Annotated in this window: 11 protein-coding genes; 4 read left to right on the top strand and 7 right to left on the bottom strand. The window is 51.1% G+C overall.

All coding sequences use genetic code 11. The annotated features are described in order from the left end of the window. The first annotated feature begins 24 nt into the window (after positions 1 to 24). From recN to ACO0K3_RS12665, 3 genes are all read left to right on the top strand, one after another. Positions 25 to 1,671: a DNA repair protein RecN gene (recN, locus tag ACO0K3_RS12675; protein ID WP_422985097.1), complete on the top strand. Its 1,647-nt coding sequence runs from the start codon at positions 25 to 27 to the stop codon at positions 1,669 to 1,671. Between the two features lie 81 nt (positions 1,672 to 1,752). Beyond that, positions 1,753 to 2,859, top strand: a complete 1,107-nt coding sequence (hemH, locus tag ACO0K3_RS12670; protein ID WP_422985095.1) for a ferrochelatase — start codon at positions 1,753 to 1,755, stop codon at positions 2,857 to 2,859. Positions 2,860 to 2,879: 20 nt separating this feature from the next. Further along, on the top strand, positions 2,880 to 3,725 hold the full coding sequence (locus ACO0K3_RS12665; protein ID WP_422985093.1) for a symmetrical bis(5'-nucleosyl)-tetraphosphatase: 846 nt from the start codon (positions 2,880 to 2,882) through the stop codon (positions 3,723 to 3,725). Positions 3,726 to 3,786: 61 nt separating this feature from the next. Here ACO0K3_RS12665 and ACO0K3_RS12660 read toward each other — a convergent pair whose 3' ends face one another. The 6 genes from ACO0K3_RS12660 to ACO0K3_RS12635 all read right to left on the bottom strand — a co-directional run bounded on the left by ACO0K3_RS12660 (position 3,787) and on the right by ACO0K3_RS12635 (position 8,734). Further along, positions 3,787 to 4,521: a lysophospholipid acyltransferase family protein gene (locus ACO0K3_RS12660; RefSeq protein ID WP_422985091.1), complete on the bottom strand. Its 735-nt coding sequence runs from the start codon at positions 4,519 to 4,521 to the stop codon at positions 3,787 to 3,789. 246 nt (positions 4,522 to 4,767) lie between these two features. Further along, a complete protein-coding gene (locus tag ACO0K3_RS12655) occupies positions 4,768 to 6,051 on the bottom strand; it encodes a dihydroorotase (RefSeq protein ID WP_422985089.1) in 1,284 nt (427 codons plus the stop codon). Between the two features lie 119 nt (positions 6,052 to 6,170). Further along, complete coding sequence (locus ACO0K3_RS12650) at positions 6,171 to 7,130, bottom strand: aspartate carbamoyltransferase catalytic subunit (RefSeq protein ID WP_422960325.1); 960 nt, start codon at positions 7,128 to 7,130, stop codon at positions 6,171 to 6,173. Continuing rightward, positions 7,123 to 7,635: a bifunctional pyr operon transcriptional regulator/uracil phosphoribosyltransferase PyrR gene (pyrR, locus tag ACO0K3_RS12645; RefSeq protein WP_422985087.1), complete on the bottom strand. Its 513-nt coding sequence runs from the start codon at positions 7,633 to 7,635 to the stop codon at positions 7,123 to 7,125. Before pyrR ends, ACO0K3_RS12650 begins: the two co-directional genes overlap by 8 nt. Next, positions 7,632 to 8,036, bottom strand: a complete 405-nt coding sequence (gene ruvX, locus ACO0K3_RS12640) for a Holliday junction resolvase RuvX (protein ID WP_422985085.1) — start codon at positions 8,034 to 8,036, stop codon at positions 7,632 to 7,634. Before ruvX ends, pyrR begins: the two co-directional genes overlap by 4 nt. Continuing rightward, entirely contained in the window at positions 8,036 to 8,734 is a 699-nt protein-coding gene (locus ACO0K3_RS12635; protein ID WP_422985083.1) for a YqgE/AlgH family protein, read from the bottom strand. Before ACO0K3_RS12635 ends, ruvX begins: the two co-directional genes overlap by 1 nt. Positions 8,735 to 8,933: 199 nt before the next feature. Between ACO0K3_RS12635 and ACO0K3_RS12630 the strand changes: the two genes are divergently transcribed. Beyond that, positions 8,934 to 10,433 (top strand): cryptochrome/photolyase family protein, encoded by a 1,500-nt coding sequence (locus ACO0K3_RS12630; protein WP_422985081.1) that lies wholly within the window; start codon positions 8,934 to 8,936, stop codon positions 10,431 to 10,433. A 64-nt stretch (positions 10,434 to 10,497) separates the two neighbouring features. On the opposite strand, the gene ACO0K3_RS12625 is transcribed toward ACO0K3_RS12630, so the two are convergent. Beyond that, on the bottom strand, positions 10,498 to 16,992 hold the full coding sequence (locus ACO0K3_RS12625) for an Hpt domain-containing protein (RefSeq protein WP_422985079.1): 6,495 nt from the start codon (positions 16,990 to 16,992) through the stop codon (positions 10,498 to 10,500). Positions 16,993 to 17,070: the final 78 nt, after the last annotated feature.

The raw sequence follows: 17,070 nt of genomic DNA, 5'->3' as shown, positions 1-17,070 counted from the left end.
AATTTCTTATCCCTGTAACCACCTATGCTGCGCACGCTTGCTATCCGTGATTTTGTTATCGTCGATGCGATAGAACTTGAATTTTCTGCGGGTTTCACCGTCTTTACGGGGGAGACCGGTGCAGGTAAATCCATTCTGATTGATGCCCTGAGCCTGAGCCTCGGAGGGCGCGGTGATGCCAGCATGGTACGTGAGGGTGCAGCACGCGCCGACATCTGTGCTGAGTTCTCGGTTGATCAAAACACAACCGCCTGGCTAAACGAAAACGATTTTGCTAATGACGACCATGAACTGATGCTGCGTCGTGTGATTGATAATGCCGGCCGCTCAAAAGCCTACATCAACGGCATACCGGCAACAGCAGGTCAGTTGCGTGAACTTGGTGAATTACTGGTTGACATCCACGGTCAGCATGCACATCAGTCTTTATTGAAATCAGAAGCACAACGGGCACTGCTCGATATGCAGGGTGGCTTGCAAACGCAAGCGCAAGAAGCTGGCAAATTATTCAAGGTGTGGCGTAATCTGGTCAAGCAAAGAGAAGAGTTTGAGCGCGATTCAAAAAATGTATTACTAGAGCACGAGCGCCTGGAATGGCAGGTGAAAGAACTCGACAAATTACAAATTCAAGCCGGTGAATGGGAGAGCATCACCCACGAGCACAGCCGTCTGGCGCATGCTGCCAGCTTGCTTGAAGGTGTGCAGGAAGCTGCCGATCTGATTTCAGAAACCGATCATCCCATGCTGTCGCAACTCTCGTCGCTGCATCAGCGTTTATTGAAACTGGTCGAATACGATGTAGCGCTGCAACCGGTCGTCGATGCACTCGATTCTGCCCGCATCAATTTGCAGGAAACCAGCTACGCATTGAATGACTACCTGAACCGGATTGAACTGGATCCGGCTCGCTTACGTACCGTTGAAGCGCGCTTAGAAATCATGCACGCCACGGCGCGGCGCTTCCATGTTGCACCAGAATCTCTACATCTGGAGCTGGCGATTCTCTCTGAGCAATTGCAGCAGTTAGCCGATGCCTCCGATATCGATGCACTCAAAACGCAGGAGAAAAATGCCTATGCTGCCTATGAACAGGTCGCACAAAAACTATCCAAAGCGCGTCACAAAGTAGCAAAAGAATTAGCTGCCGCAGTCACCACCGCTATGCAGGATCTCAGTATGAGTGGTGGTAGTTTTGCGATTGCCCTGCATCCTTGCGAAGCGGCTAGTCACGGGCTGGAACAGGTCGAATTCCAGGTGGCAGGTCACGCCGGAGTGCAACCGCGCTCCCTCGCTAAAGTGGCATCAGGGGGTGAACTCGCCCGCATCTCGCTGGCGATCTCGGTGATTACCTCATGTGCGACAGCGACGCCGACGCTAATCTTTGACGAAGTTGATAGCGGCATCGGAGGCGGCGTTGCTGAAGTCGTGGGACGCCTGCTTAAACGTCTGGGACAAGACCGTCAGGTGCTGTGCGTGACGCATTTACCGCAAGTGGCGAGTCAGGCAAATCAGCATTTTCAGGTCAGCAAAGACAGCAGCAACGGTAAAACCCAATCGCAGATCGACCGGCTCGATTCTAAGCAACGCGTAGAAGAAATTGCCCGTATGCTAGGCGGTATCGAAATCACCGCGACCACGCGCAAACATGCCCGGGAATTGCTGGCATCCTGAACCAGCGAATGCTTTGACCATGACCAGCTCAGTTCAACTGCGAAAAACTTTAACACCACCAATAAGATTACTAAAATACCTATGCGCTTCCTGAAAGAACCTGACTATACGCACGGCAAAGCCACTAAAACCGGCGTCGTCCTGATTAACCTTGGTACACCGGATGCACCAACCACGTCTGCAGTCCGGCGCTATCTGAAAGAATTTTTATGGGATCCGAGGGTTGTCGAAGTGCCGCGTCTGATCTGGTGGTGCATCTTGAACCTGATCATTCTGCCATTTCGCTCAGGTCAGTCAGCGAAAAAATATGCCTCGATCTGGAGTAAGGACGGCTCTCCGCTGAAAGTCCATACCGAAAAACAGGCCATCTTGCTCAAAGGCTATCTGGGTGAGCGTGGACATGAAGTACAAGTTGCATATGCCATGCGCTATGGCTCGCCAAATATCCCGACGGTGCTGCAAAAACTAAAAGAAGAAGGCTGCGAACGGATTTTGATTTTGCCTGCCTATCCGCAATACTCAGCGACCACAACGGGCTCTAACGCCGATGCCGTTTTCAGCCATTATCAGCGTACCCGAAACATGCCAGAGCTACGCCTGGTGCGCAGTTACCATGACCATGATGCGTATATCCGCGCTCTGCGTTTGTCGATCATGAACCACTGGCAAAATAACGGGCGTCCCGAAAAACTAGTCATGAGTTTTCATGGCTTGCCAAAAGCGTTTTTAATGCGCGGCGATCCCTACCATTGCGAATGCTACAAAACCGCGCGCCTGCTGGCAGAACAACTGGGCCTCAGCAAAGATCAGTATGTCGTCACCTTCCAGTCGCGACTCGGGCGTGCCGAATGGCTGCAACCCTACACCGCCCCCACGGTGAAAGCCTTGGCTCAACAAGGCATCAAACGGATCGATGTAGTATGCCCTGGCTTCATCGCTGATTGCCTTGAAACATTGGAGGAAATCGCCATGGAAGTCCGCGATGAATTCTTGCATGCAGGCGGTAAAGAATTTAGCTATATTCCTTGCCTCAACGAATCACCTGAGTGGCTGCGCGCACTTGCTGAAATTACTGAGCAACACCTGATTGGCTGGCCAACGATGATGACTGTCAGCATGCGAGACAAGCAAAAACAAGATGCCCTGATCAGCCGCTCAGAATCCAAGCGTCTTGGTGCAGATCACTGAGCCCGATAGCCGGATAGATTATGCACACAGCACCATCAGGCCATGTCGACACCTACGTCATCGGCGACATTCAAGGTTGCTGTGAGCAGCTACAGCAACTGCTCACCAAGATAGAACAACAGTCTCCGCAAGCACGCTTGTTATTTGCAGGTGACCTTGTCAATCGCGGGCCACAATCGCTGGCAACGCTGCGTCTTGTAAAACAGTTACATGAGCAAGGTCGTGCTGACAGCGTGCTGGGCAACCACGATCTGCATTTGCTGGCGGTAGCCAATGGCATACGCCCCGCTCATCGCAGCGATACGCTGGACGACATTCTGCAGGCGCCTGATCGTGACGACTTACTTGACTGGCTGCGCCATCGCCCGCTGGCGATCTGTCTTGACGATCATCTGCTGATACACGCCGGTGTTTTCCCGCAATGGTCAGTGCAACAAACGCTGTCGCTGGCGCAAGAGGTTACGACTCAATTACAAAGCGAGAACTGGATCAGCCTGTTACGTCAGATGTATGGCAATACACCGAACCAGTGGAATGATCATTTACAAGGCGCGGACCGCTATCGCTGCATCATCAATGCGCTGACACGCATGCGGTTTTGCAGCAGTGACGGAATCATGGATTTTGCGAGCAAAGATGGCGTCGGAACGGCACCGGCGGGATATGCGCCATGGTTTGACCTGCCGAGAGCAAGTGCGGACCACACGCTGGTCTTCGGCCACTGGTCAACTATGGGACTGGTCCTGCGCCCCAACCTGATCAGCCTCGATACCGGCTGTGTATGGGGTGGGAAATTAACCGGCGTATCCTTAAGAAACAGAGATGTCGTACAGATCGATTGTCCGCAGCAGCAGGAGCCTGGTTAGGTTTTTGCTCTGACATTTTGTTCTGACACCGCGGTTTATCTGGTGAGCTTATTCCGCGAACTTATTCCGCGATACCGAGCTGCTTCATCACAGCCACCCGCGCGACCAGCGCGACTTCGCGACGGTGGGCACCGTCGGTAGAAATCGACGGCAATCTGACGAGCTCAGCCGTCATTTTAGGTGCGCGTAAAATCGCATGCATACTGTCGACAAACGTCATGTCACCGATAAAATCAGCAGCTGCATGCAAGCGCCCTTGCGCATCCACATAGCGCACAACCAGCGGCTGTACCGGGACATGCGCTTCTATTGCGGCTTCAAATAAGTTCGCATGGAACGGCAATACATTACCTTGTGCGGCAGTCGTGCCTTCGGGGAAGAAAGCGATGCGCTTGCCAGCTTCGATCTGATGCACCAGACCTTCGTAGATACGGCGCACGTCGCGCTGTCTGCCGCGCTTGAGAAAAATCGTACCGGCTTTTTCGCATAACCAGCCAAGCAAAGGCCAGTCGCGGATATCGGACTTGGCAACGAAATGACAGGGATGCAACGTGTTAATAACGAAAATATCAAGCCAGGAAACATGATTCGATACGATCATCGCCCGCTCTGCGACGGCGCCATCACTCAGGTCTTTAAACACTACCGTGACTGTACAAATCGTGAGTAGTTTTTGCGACCAGCGACGCACCAGGCGCTCGTGCGTCTGTACCGATGTAAAAGGAAACACCACAGCACAGGTCAATAATCCAGCGAATAAATGGATCACTACCCGTGCGAAACGCCAAGCTATCATGCCTATCCTGTTTTTATATACTGAGTGGGAGTATTTTTAATAACGTAGATATAATCTGCGCAATCAAGGCATTTTATGCCGATACTCCCCTATTTATTGATACTGCGGCATATTTTTGCGTTACATGCAGCTTTTAAGCGACATCGGCCCATGGACACGGTCAGATCAGCATTGAATCTGATCTGACACTCAGAAACCTCAACTGAGTTTCAACCGAATCTCAACTGAGTTTGAATGGAGCTACACTTAAGACGCATCAAACGCGATATGACCAGAGACGATCGTTGTCTTCACGACGCCGGGCAATTCATAGCCAAGGAAAGGGGTATGCTTGCCCTGACTCGCCAACACTTTGGCATCGACTGTCCAGCGCGTCGCGGGGTCAAACAGGCAGACGTCAGCGACACATCCGACAGCCAGTTGACCGCAACTCAGGCCAGCAACCTTCGCCGCAGCATGCGTAATAGTCGACAGCATTTGCGATAACGACACATCGCCACGACTCTCTTCCGCCCATTTCAATGACAGCGAGAGTAGCAACTCCAGCCCTGTTGCACCAGGTGAGGCTTCGGCGAACGGCAGCAGTTTTTCATCATCATCAACCGGAGTATGGTCAGAGCAAATGGCGTCAATCGTGCCATCCAGCAAAGCCTGGCGAATCGCATCGCGATCACGCTGAGTGCGTAAGGGCGGCGTCAGACGGGCATTCGAATCGAAGTACCCAATATCCGCATCAGTCAGATGCACATGATGTGCGCCGACATCGCAGGTCAGAAGCAGTCCCTCTTTCTTCGCCTGCCGGATCAGTTCCAGGCCCGCAGCGGACGAAATGCGGCACAGATGCACTTTGGCGCCAGTCGCCCGCATAAGTTCGAATAAGGTATGCAGAGCGATCGTCTCCGACATCACGGGCACACCAGCCAAGCCAAGGCGTGATGCCAGAGGCCCGCTATGCGCTACGCCACCTTTGCCGATGAAGGCATCTTGTGGACGCAGCCAGACGGTGTAGCCAAATGTACTGGCATATTGCAAAGCGCGCTGCAACACATTGGTATCGGCAATCGTGACTTCGGCTTGCGAAAAACCGATACAACCGGCATCAGTCAGTGCGGCCATTTCTGTCAGTGCTTCGCCCTTCAGCCCGATAGTGAGCGCACCCAGGGGATAAACATGAGCTTTATTCTGTACCCTGGCGCGCTGCTTGAGCATCTCGACCAGACCGGATTCATCCAGCACAGGGTCGGTATCGGGCGGACAGACCAGACTCGTGACACCGCCGCGCATGGCGGCCTGCAACTCGGATTCCAGCGTTGCTTTGTACTCGAATCCCGGCTCACGCAAGCGGGCACTCAGATCGACCAGGCCAGGTGCGACGACCAATCCCGTCGCATCAATCGTTTTATTCGCAACGAAATCGGCAGGCGCCTGACCAACCGCCACAATCTTGCCAGCGGCGATAAATACATCTTTCACTGCATCGACCTGATTCGCAGGATCGATCAGACGACCGTTTTTGATATGTATTTTCATACTTGTTCTTTCACGTGTTTTTTCGCTTATTTTTGCTTGCGATCCCGCGCATACTGACACTATGTTGCGTGCTGCGCCGTGGATATTCGCGGTGTTCGCTTGTGTTGTCAGCAGAATGGCTAATTGCCCGCAACAATGCTCATGACCGCCATGCGCACAGCAATACCGAATGTCACCTGCGGCAAGATCACTGCTTGCGGGCCGTCGGCTACAGCGGAATCAATCTCAACACCGCGATTCATCGGCCCGGGATGCATAACAATCGCATCAGGCTTTGCCAGCGCCAGGCGCTCCGGCGTCAGTCCATAACTCTTAAAATATTCTTGTGCCGAAGGAAGCAAGGCACCGCTCATACGCTCGTTCTGTAAGCGCAGCATGATAATGACATCCACACCTTTGAGACCTTCGTCCATGTTATTGAAGACGCGTACGCCCATTTGCTCCAGACCGCCCGGCAACAAGGTACGTGGCCCGATCACACGCACCTCTGGCACGCCGAGCGTCGTCAGTGCATGAATATCCGATCGTGCAACGCGACTGTGTAATACGTCGCCGACAATCGCCACCGTGAGATTGGTGAAATCTTTTTTGTAGTGACGAATGGTGTACATGTCCAGCAAACCCTGAGTCGGGTGGGCATGACGACCATCACCGGCGTTGACTACGTGAACATGATTTTGTCTGGTGTCGTTCAGGTGTTTGGCGATCAGGAAGGGCGCACCCGAAGTCGCATGACGTACCACGAACATATCGGCATGCATCGCCGCCAGATTGTCGATGGTATCGAGTAGTGATTCGCCTTTGCTCGTACTTGATGCGGCAATGTTCAGATTAATGACATCGGCAGACAAACGTTTGGAGGCAATCTCAAACGTGGTGCGGGTGCGTGTCGAGTTTTCAAAAAACAGATTGAACACGCTTTTACCGCGCATCAACGGGACTTTTTTGACTTCGCGGTCACTCACGCTAACGAAGGAGGAGGCCGTATCCAGAATGTGATTGACGATGGATTTTGGCAAGCCATCGATGGTCAGCAGATGCTGGAGTTCGCCGTTTTTATTGAGCTGGGGATTATGCATGATCTATCGAGAAGCTAAGTTGACCACCGTCTGCACGCTGCAGATTGACGGAGCAGTTTTTTTCAAATTCGGCAGTATGGGCGACGAAATCTGCCGCAATCGGCAACTCGCGCCCGCCTCTGTCGACCAGAGCCGCCAGCATGATTTTTGCGGGACGACCATAGTCAAATAATTCATTAATTGCGGCGCGTGTTGTGCGTCCCGTGTAGAGCACGTCATCGACCAGAATAATGCTGGCGCCATCGACATCGAACGGAATCTGACTAGGCTTCACTTCAGCGTGCAAGCCTTTAGCCGCATAGTCGTCACGGTAAAATGAAACATCGATAAAGCCGGGCTTGCCCTTCAGGCCAAGATCACCGACCAGACGCTCTGCCAGCCAGGCGCCGCCAGAGTAAATGCCAACGATAGCGAGATGCTCATCGGCGGCAACACGCGCTTTAATTTGTGTCAGCAATTGCTGGTAGAGCGTTTCCGCATCGGGTAATTGCGTAAAGGAGGTCATGGGGTCTGGTCAAAATATTGTTGCAGAATAAGGGCGGCTGCCTGTGCGTCAATATGTTCGCCGCGTTTGGCGCTCAGCACAGCAGAAGAATAACGTTCATCGACTAAGATCGTCGGCACAGTAAAACGACCGTGCAGCTGATTGGCAAATCGGGTGCAACGTAGCGTCATTTCGTGCCCGGCGCCATCAGGATGCGTAGGTAGGCCTACGACGCATAGTACGGGTTGCCAGTCTTTGATCAGTTGTGTGATTTCACTAAACTTGCCATCGTTGGTCGCGGCACTGATGATTTTTAAAGCCTGAGCTTGTCGCAGCAAGGTGTTACCGACTGCGACTCCAATACGTTTTAATCCGAAATCAAATGCCAGGATGGTGCCAGATACATTGGCGACAGCATTCATCAGGCGTGCCCTGCATCGGCTGCTAGCATCATCGGATCAATACCGAGTAATTTGATCGCAGCGGTAAAACGATCTTCAATTGGTAACTCGAACATAATCCTGGCATCAGCGGCAACAGTCAGCCATCCGTTCGCACCTATTTCCTGCTCAAGTTGACCCGCACTCCAGCCTGCGTAGCCGATACTGACCAGGACTTGCGCAGGGCCATCACCCGATGCAACCGCTTCTAAAACATCGCGCGACGTAGTGAAAGCGATCTGATCCGTGACTCTAAGCGAGGATGAAAACTTGCCGGCAGGCGCATGTAAAACGAAGCCACGATCATCTTGCACCGGTCCACCAAACATCACAGGCTGCTGGCGCATAGGGTGAGAATCAGGAATAATTTCAAGTTTTAAATCGATACGATCAAATAAACCCGCTAGCGTCATGTCAGTCGGCTTATTGATGACCAGTCCCATCGCGCCACGCTGATTGTGCTCACACAGATAAATCACTGTGCCGCCAAAAATCGGATCCTGCATCGATGGCATTGCAATCAAGAAATGATTGGTGAGATTTAAAGTGGCATCGGACTGAGATGCCTTGCCGGATGTGCCGGGGGATGTGTCAGCAGCGGCATCAACAGGAGCATCTGGCTCTTGCTGTACGAATTCTGCCGATAATTCAGAGTGGGGATTTTTGATTAACTTCGCCATGCATTCATTTTAGCATTTTTGGGCTGTTTTTTCGATGTCTGTGCTTGCGGCAAAATGCTGGATATTCCTACTTTGTTCTGCTTTTGGGCATCTTTTAGGGCGCATGGGTGGTTATCTGGCTGACGATAAAGCGAGCTAATCACGCTCTGAGACAATCAGCGCTATCTCAACATAACGAATCATAATTTTTCATACTACGATGACCACTTCTCAACTGACTGTCGACCGCTCTCTGGTCTGGTTCCGGCGCGATCTGCGCTGCTTTGATCATGCTGCCCTGTATGCTGCCCTTAAACATAGCCAGGCGGTGTATTGCGTTTTTATTTTTGACAAGAGCATCTTGCAGGATTTAGCGCCGAATGACAGACGTGTCTGGTTTATTTATGAAAGTATCAAGGAACTGGCGCAAGCACTGGCGAAACTGGGCGGAAAGCTCATCGTACGTTACGGTATTGCCGAGGAAGACATCCCTGCACTGGCAGCAGAGCTAAACATCAACGCGGTATTTGCCAATCACGATTACGAGCCTCAGGCAATCAGGCGTGACGCTCTTGTCAAGCAGAGACTGCAGAGCTTTGACTGCGCAATGTACACGCGTAAGGATCAGGTAATTTTTGAGAAAAATGAAGTCTTGTCGCTCGCAGGAACTCCTTTTTCCGTATTCACACCGTATAAAAATGCCTGGCTGAAGAAATTTTATGCCGAAGGAAGCGATTTTTATAGCAAGCCCTATCCCGTCGACCTTTACGCAAACCGTTTTGCGGCAGATTTGCCTGCTGCACTGACCGCTATCCCGAGCCTGGCAGAGCTGGGACTTAATGACGCTCCGGAATCACATATGAACGTGCCAACCGGCATGTCCGGGGGGGCGGCATTACTCGATGATTTTTTACAACGGATACAGCGCTACGGTCAGGCAAGAGATTATCCATCGGTAAAAGGCCCCTCTTATCTGTCGGTACATCTGCGCTTTGGTACCGTATCGGTGAGACATCTGGTGCGCGAAGCAATGACCTGTATGCGCACTGCTGCCGATCTTGGTGGAGCGCAAGTCTGGCTGGCAGAACTGATCTGGCGCGATTTTTATTTTCAGATCCTGCATCATCATCCTCATGTTGTGGAACGCTCCTTTAAGAAAGACTACGATGCGATCCAATGGGAACAGGGTGAGCAGGCAAAAAATCTGTTTGCGGCCTGGTGCGAGGCGCGTACGGGCTATCCGCTGGTCGATGCGGCAATGACACAATTGAATCAGACAGGATATATGCACAACCGTCTACGCATGGTCGCGGCGTGCTTTTTAATTAAAGACTTGGGCATCGACTGGCGCTGGGGTGAGCGTTATTTTGCACAGCATTTGAATGACTTTGATTTGTCTGCAAATAATGGGGGCTGGCAATGGGCATCCTCGTCCGGTTGTGATGCGCAGCCCTACTTCAGAATTTTTAATCCGGTCACGCAATCTGAAAAATTTGACGCGGAAGGTAAATTTATCCGCCGGTATTTACCCCAACTCGGTAAGCTCACCAACAAACAAATTCATGCCCCATGGCTGCAGAGCACGGATGCATTGCGATCGGCTGGACTGACTTTGGGAAAAGACTATCCGCTGCCCGTCGTCGAACATGATCTGGCGCGCAAAGCGACTTTGGCTCGCTATGCAGTAGTAAAAAAGCCAGACGAAAAAAATGCACCTTGAGCAAGGTGCATTTTTAAATTTACATCTGGAGGATGATCTCTAGAAGACATTCGGCACGGTTTATTTATACGACAACCGCTTCTTTACTTACAAAACGTGTAATTGCTCCGAGCAAATCATCTTCACGATAGGGCTTACCAAAGTACTCGTTCACTCCCAGCTCCTGTGCATAGTTACGATGCTTGTCTGCTGTGCGTGAAGTAATCATGATGATAGGAATGTGACTGGTGCGCGCATCACTACGAACGTTACGAGTCAGATCGAACCCATCCATACGTGGCATTTCGATGTCAACCAGCATGACATCCGGTGTGACCGATTGCAGTTGCTCCAGAGCGTCAATACCGTCTTTGGCCAGTACCACCTGATATCCCTCACGTGTCAGCAAACGCTGGGTAACGCGACGTACCGTCAATGAATCATCAACCACCATGATCGTATGCTGAGTACGTAAGCCCTGGACTGGTGCGACTTCTGCATTCGCAGTACCGGCACTGAGATTAGCAACTGCACCCATTTCAGGATTATCCTGAGTTGCTTGCTGAGTAGGATGGCGGGCATGTTCATGTTCCATTCTGTGCGCCAAAGGCACAGGATTCAGAATTAGCACGATTTCACCAGAGCCGAGTACCGTAGCGCCGGCAATACCGGTCATACGCGCTAACTGCGGGCCGATATTTTTAACAACGACCTCACGGTTACCGACGATATCATCGACGTGAATCGCAACGCGCTCTGCACCGCTCTTCATGATCAAGATAGGTGAATATTGCTGCGCAATCGGTGCCACCTCGTGCTCACCTAACATCGATGACAAATAATGCATCGCAACGCGAGCGCCTTGCCACATAATCGCGCCATCATTATAAGCAGTCGCCAGCATTGCAGATTTCAATTGCTGTACCTGCTCAACAAGAACGGACGGCACTGCAAAAGTTTTTCCACCGGATTTCAAGATAACGACCTGAGTGACGGCGAGAGTCAATGGCAAGTGAATGGTGAAGTGCGCACCCTTACCTTCGACGGAGCTCACTGCAACACGACCGCCCAGAGATGCCGCCTCAGAGCGCACTACGTCCATACCGACACCACGACCTGCCAACTCGGTAACCTCGCTAGCAGTAGAGAAACCCGGTTCAAAAATCATGTTAACGGCGTCGGCATCGCTGGCATTGTCGTCGTAACCAATCAAGCCAACTGTTTTGGCTTTTTCACGAATACGTGACAAGTTCAAGCCCTGTCCGTCATCGCTGAAGTGGATCACAACTTCATTACCTTCCTGACGAATTTCAACTAAGAGTTCACCGATTTCTTCTTTGCCGCTGGTACGACGTGCATCACGTGTTTCGATGCCGTGAACAATTGCATTACGCAATAAATGTTCAAACGGTCCGATCATTTTTTCCAGAACGCTACGGTCAATCTCAACCGATGTTCCGCGGATATCAAGATTGACACGCTTGTCGACTTCTTTCGACGTCTGGCGGGTTACCCGGTACAAACGCTCGGCAATGCTCGCAAACGGAATCATACGGACACGCATCAGATCCTGTTGCAATTCACGTGTGAGACGTGCTTGCGTATGCAAGTCGTTCGATGCGCCATCAATCGTACGCGTCAGGTTGGTCTGCACCGTGGCCACGTCGCTGACGCTCTCAGCCATCATGCGAGTCAGTTCCTGCAAACGGGTAAAGCGGTCAAATTCCAAAGGATCAAATTCGCGGTCGCCAGACATCGCCATGCGCGAAGTAATTTGAGTTTCTGCCTGAATCTCGACTTCACGCAATTGCGCACGCAGACGGTTCACGTTTTCGGTCAACTCCGTCAATGAGGTGCGCAGTGTGCCCACTTCATTTTCTAACTTAGAACGTGAAATGGAAACTTCACCGGCCTGATTGACGAGACGATCAAGAATATCTGCACGGACACGCACCAATGGCACAGGGCCTGCAGGTGCGGCTGGAGCGGTGACTGCCGCACGACCAGGCACAAAATTGCTGACGGCATTTGATGCCTTTAAAGGTACTACAGGTGCAAGGCTGACCAATTCTTTCGGGGCCGACACGGTATCGGCCGAACTGGTAGCAGCTGTTGCATCCTGACTCAGCGCTTCCTGGAATTGATCCAGCTCTTGTGCTGCTGTCAGCGCTTCTGCGGCAACAGGCGCAACTACTTGTAACTGCGGATTCTGCAGGCGATCAAACAGTTGCATGCTGTAGTCGTGACGCATGACCAGATCATCCATCAGTGGCTGACGCGCTGCTCCGCCACCGGCGTGCATAAGATTCTCCACACGCGTTTCCATATCATGGGTGTGCTGCCCCAATTCCATCGCACCCGCCATCCGTGCACTACCTTTAATCGTATGCATCAGACGCAAGATGGATTGAGGAATAGCCGTTTCTTCCGGTTGTTGCTGCCATGAGCGCAATAGCTGCCCTACCATAGGCAACAAATCATGACCTTCTTCGATAAACACTGGCAAGAGATCCTGATCCAGATCATCTTTGATCCGCAAATCGGGATCTGATGTCAATGGTGCTGCATCAAATGTAGTACCCGCCGCAACTTCCTGGTGTTGTGGCACTAGCGGCGCAATAACAGGCTCTGCAACTAGCTCTGGTATCGCAGTATCTACACTGACCACTGACTCTGGTTCAACCTGAACTGGCGGCTCAACGACTGGCTCATCAGAAACTGGTTCAATAAGCGCCTCAGGCAAGGCGTCTGCAGTGACATCAATAATTACATCTGGATGCTCAAGCAAATCTGCAGCAATCGCACGTTGCGTGTCCAGATCTAGCAAACTCTCTTCTGGTTTGTCTAAATTAGCATCTGTCGTTGGTTCAGGTAGCAATTCAACTGCAGAAGCTTCTCCGGCGATATCCAATTCAGCTAAATCGTTGATATCGAGTTTTTCGTTTGTAGAGGTAATGAACTCATCATCTGCACCGGCATCCGAACGCGCTATGACAGCAAGCAATAATTTATCCAGCTGACGAACTTCGGTCGATGCATGCTCTGCAAGCTCAGACAAACCGAATTTTTTCAACATCTGCTTCACGGTTTCAACTGCGTGATCCAGTGTGTCAAACTCTGCATTGTCTAGTACCACAGGATGACGCTCTAAACGCTGAAGAACCATTTCCAGACTGTGTGCAAGCTCTTGAACCGACTTCAAACCTACCGTAGCAGAGCTGCCAGCTAAAGAATGAGCTGCATGCACCGCATGTTTGGATACGTTGCGATGTGGCTCATGACGCCACTCAGCAAAATCCTGTGACAGGTAGCGGACAATTTCATCCGTTTCTGCCATGTAAATCGTGTGCAAAGGCAAACTGATCTCGATATCGCCGATACGTTTTAGGTTATCATCCTGCGCTTCAGAAGGCTTGGATAAATCTGGGAACTCAATGATCTGCGCAGTCGATGCCGCTTCCGCAACGAGATTTGCCAATGGCTCAGGTGCTATCGCGGTAACTTCTGACAAAGTCTCATGGTGAGTAACAGCATCCGAATGTACGATAGTCTCAAGCACCGCGGCAGTATCCTGAGGCAATTCAGCTGCGGTATCTGCCACCACATCAAGAACAACTGGTTCTGCCGATAAAACTTCCGGTATATCGAGGCTATCTGTTGCAACGAGTGCTTCAGGGACTGATGCTGAGTCGGGTAACACGACAGGTTCGATGAAATCAATTGCTTCGATTAAAGTAGGCGCTTCCGTAATTTCCTGGCGATCAACCGGACTTAATGATGTTGGTTCAAGTACAGTAATATCAGAGACAGTGATCGCATGATCAACACTGTCACTCACCGGGTCTTCTTCATCCGCATCGAAGGCGGCAACCGCCTCAATGACGATCTCAGCCTCTTCCGGCACGGAGTTTGCCGTCTCTACAGCAGCAGTAAGCTCAACCAGAGCGGGCGAATCAGTGTGAGCGTCATCCAGTGCAGGATGAGCACCTTCAGCCAAAACAGGTTCGACTACAACATGCTCAATAACAGGAGGTGCCACTTCTGCTTTGGCAGTTTCTATATATTGGAAATCCTGACCGGCTTTAATGCGTTCTGCTGCGGCAATCAGAGCTAATCCATTGCGACTGGAGAATCCCACATGCTTCAAATCCTCGACCCAGGCAAACATTTCGTCTGCAGCTCGGTCTAGCAAGGCATACAAATGCTCGTTACCATCACGTGATTCGGACAGCCACATATTCATGATCTGTTCGATACTCCATGCAGCCTCACCAAAGACGGTCAGACCAACCATGCGTCCACTGCCTTTTAAAGTATGGAATGAGCGACGCAGACTTGTAAGATGTTCTTGATTACCCGGATCGCGTCTCGATGCTGGCACAGTTTCTCTGACAAAGCCAAGAACCTCATCTGCTTCCATCAAAAATATTTCCAACAACTCAGCATCAATCGCATCATCATTGGCAGGCAGCTCAGGAACATAACTAGGCGCAGGTTCACTGACAACGTGCGTCGTTGCCGCTACGATATGGTTGAGTGCGTCTTGAGAAATAGTCGAGTCTGCTTGCCCCAGCAAATCAATCGCCGCACGAGCACGTGTACTCGCATCAGCATCATCAAGAAGGGTAGCAACCGAGCGCTCCGACTCAAGTGAATCTTTTAGCTGTGCCTGCAGCTCACGGTTTTCTGGCTCTTCCATCAAAGAAGCAACAAGCTTTGACGATTGCTGCTGCTGATTGACCAGCTCTTGTTCTGCGGTAACGACCGTCTCGGATAACGGCGCCTGAACAACATTTCCGGCAGACTCATTCAGTGAAGAGGGAAGCAATTCTTTCTCTACACTCTTTTCCAGCAATCTGGAACGTAACAATCCAGCATCCGCATCAAAACTGAATTTTTTCTTTGCTGTATCTGGTTGAGATTGCAAGATCTCGATAAAGAAAGTCAGTGCACCAATATTTTGTGCGACATTTTGATGAGCGCTTTCCGCATGTTCAGTACCGGCAACTTCAGAGAAATTTGCAATGACTTTGCGGGCATGTTCGACAGCAAGCATGGCGTCATCCTGATCCAGGATAGCCAGAGCGCCGCCAATCTGATGCAAAATCGGATCAACAGGTGACAATACATCGACACTAGCCGGATCACGGAAGTACTCGTCCAGAGTTTTTTCAACCTGACGCAGACTGGATTGCATTTCTGCCACCAGTACCGACATCGTTTGTCTTTGTTGCGCCTCACGTGAAATTTCACCCATCCAGGCGGCTTGAGTTGGCGGTTCATCACCGGAAACCAGTGACAACAAGCGTGCCGTTACTTCGTCCGCACGTTCGGAAAAATGGTCTGGCAAACGTGAGATATGGTCGAGTGCATTTTCTACAAACAATAAGCTTGTTGCGAGCTCTATGCCGATCTTGCCCTTCTCCGGTGTGTGAGCGGCATGGCGTGCGATACCACTCAGTTCACGGAGCAACTTCGACAAGGGAGCTGAGTTCAGGCTTGCACCATTCTCAGCCAGGTCTTTCATTTTTTGAGCAAAGCGATCTGAGACGCTAGCATCGCCATTAGCAATTCTGCCCCACAGATTTTTTAAACTACCCACCTGCTCTTTGGCAGTCGCCAACACATTGGCGGCAATCTTGCCATAGTTTTTTTGATCGTAATCAATCGGAACCTGATTATCGAGCTGATATGCGCGGCGAATTTGTGCGACGAAAGCTGAGGGGTGATCGACCTGCGCAATAAAAAACAAAGCATCTCGCAGCAAACGCTCAGGAATACTGGAAACACCGTCCACAAGACGGCGAATCTGCAAATTAATCCGTCCGAAAATTTGTTTTACGTATTGTTTATTTTCGATCGCACCCTGTGCAACCGCCTCGGCAAAGCCGCGCATCACCAGCCAGAAAGCTTTCGCTTGCGGAGTGACCTGTGCATGCTCAATCTCACCGATCAGATCGTGCATCGCCTTTACGGCAAGCAGTTGCTGCGCATTATCTTTGCTGGTTAAAACAGTCAGCAAGAGTTTTTCAAAACGTTGTCTCAGGCTGGTGTAATTCACAGCAGCGACATGATGTGCGATGGTCAACTCAGGAATTTGCTCCTGAACTGACAAAGACGGGAAGAACAAATCGGCAGGATGAATACGCTCGGCACCCTTTAATTCGAGTAATGCACGATAGTAAGGAAACAAACGCACGGGTTGATGTGCGCTGCCAGACAACAAGTCTTCGAGGTAACGCAAAATAGCGTGGAAAGCGTCGTTGATGACGTCAACATGCGCCGGACTCATTTCGAGTTGCCCCGATTGAAGGCGCTCGATCAAATCCTCGATGGTCTCAGTAACAATCGACACACCGTCGATATCCACAATCTGCAAGGCGCCATGCGCCTGATGCAAATAACTTTTGGCATGCAATAGCATCGTGGATTTACTGTCGTCATCCTGCACGACAGCATCCGACAATAATTTTCCAGCACTGGTAATTGCTTCGCGGACTTCACCCATCACCCAAGACAAAGGGCCAATATCAAACTGCTCCTGGGGAGTTTCTTGCGAAATTGAAAAATCAGACGTCATGCGTACCCCGCAAACTCAAAGGGCGATAAACCTTCGCTTATCGCCATGCATTTATGATCTGGCTACGAACAATACGCA

It is taken from the genome of Undibacterium sp. Rencai35W (assembly GCF_049340185.1).
Classification (GTDB): Bacteria; Pseudomonadota; Gammaproteobacteria; order Burkholderiales; family Burkholderiaceae_D; genus Undibacterium.
The sequence above is the reverse complement of the archived record's forward strand: the minus strand, read 5'-3'. Positions and strand labels throughout refer to the sequence as shown.

What these genes read in the sequence shown, in the direction of transcription:
- ACO0K3_RS12660 (WP_422985091.1), bottom strand. Translation starts at nt 4,521, where the DNA reads ATGATAGCTTGGCGTTTCGCACGGGTAGTGATCCATTTATTCGCTGGA.
- ACO0K3_RS12635 (WP_422985083.1), bottom strand. Translation starts at nt 8,734, where the DNA reads ATGGCGAAGTTAATCAAAAATCCCCACTCTGAATTATCGGCAGAATTC.
- hemH (WP_422985095.1), top strand. Translation starts at nt 1,753, where the DNA reads ATGCGCTTCCTGAAAGAACCTGACTATACGCACGGCAAAGCCACTAAA.
- ruvX (WP_422985085.1), bottom strand. Translation starts at nt 8,036, where the DNA reads ATGAATGCTGTCGCCAATGTATCTGGCACCATCCTGGCATTTGATTTC.
- ACO0K3_RS12625 (WP_422985079.1), bottom strand. Translation starts at nt 16,992, where the DNA reads ATGACGTCTGATTTTTCAATTTCGCAAGAAACTCCCCAGGAGCAGTTT.
- pyrR (WP_422985087.1), bottom strand. Translation starts at nt 7,635, where the DNA reads ATGACCTCCTTTACGCAATTACCCGATGCGGAAACGCTCTACCAGCAA.
- recN (WP_422985097.1), top strand. Translation starts at nt 25, where the DNA reads ATGCTGCGCACGCTTGCTATCCGTGATTTTGTTATCGTCGATGCGATA.
- ACO0K3_RS12650 (WP_422960325.1), bottom strand. Translation starts at nt 7,130, where the DNA reads ATGCATAATCCCCAGCTCAATAAAAACGGCGAACTCCAGCATCTGCTG.
- ACO0K3_RS12630 (WP_422985081.1), top strand. Translation starts at nt 8,934, where the DNA reads ATGACCACTTCTCAACTGACTGTCGACCGCTCTCTGGTCTGGTTCCGG.
- ACO0K3_RS12665 (WP_422985093.1), top strand. Translation starts at nt 2,880, where the DNA reads ATGCACACAGCACCATCAGGCCATGTCGACACCTACGTCATCGGCGAC.
- ACO0K3_RS12655 (WP_422985089.1), bottom strand. Translation starts at nt 6,051, where the DNA reads ATGAAAATACATATCAAAAACGGTCGTCTGATCGATCCTGCGAATCAG.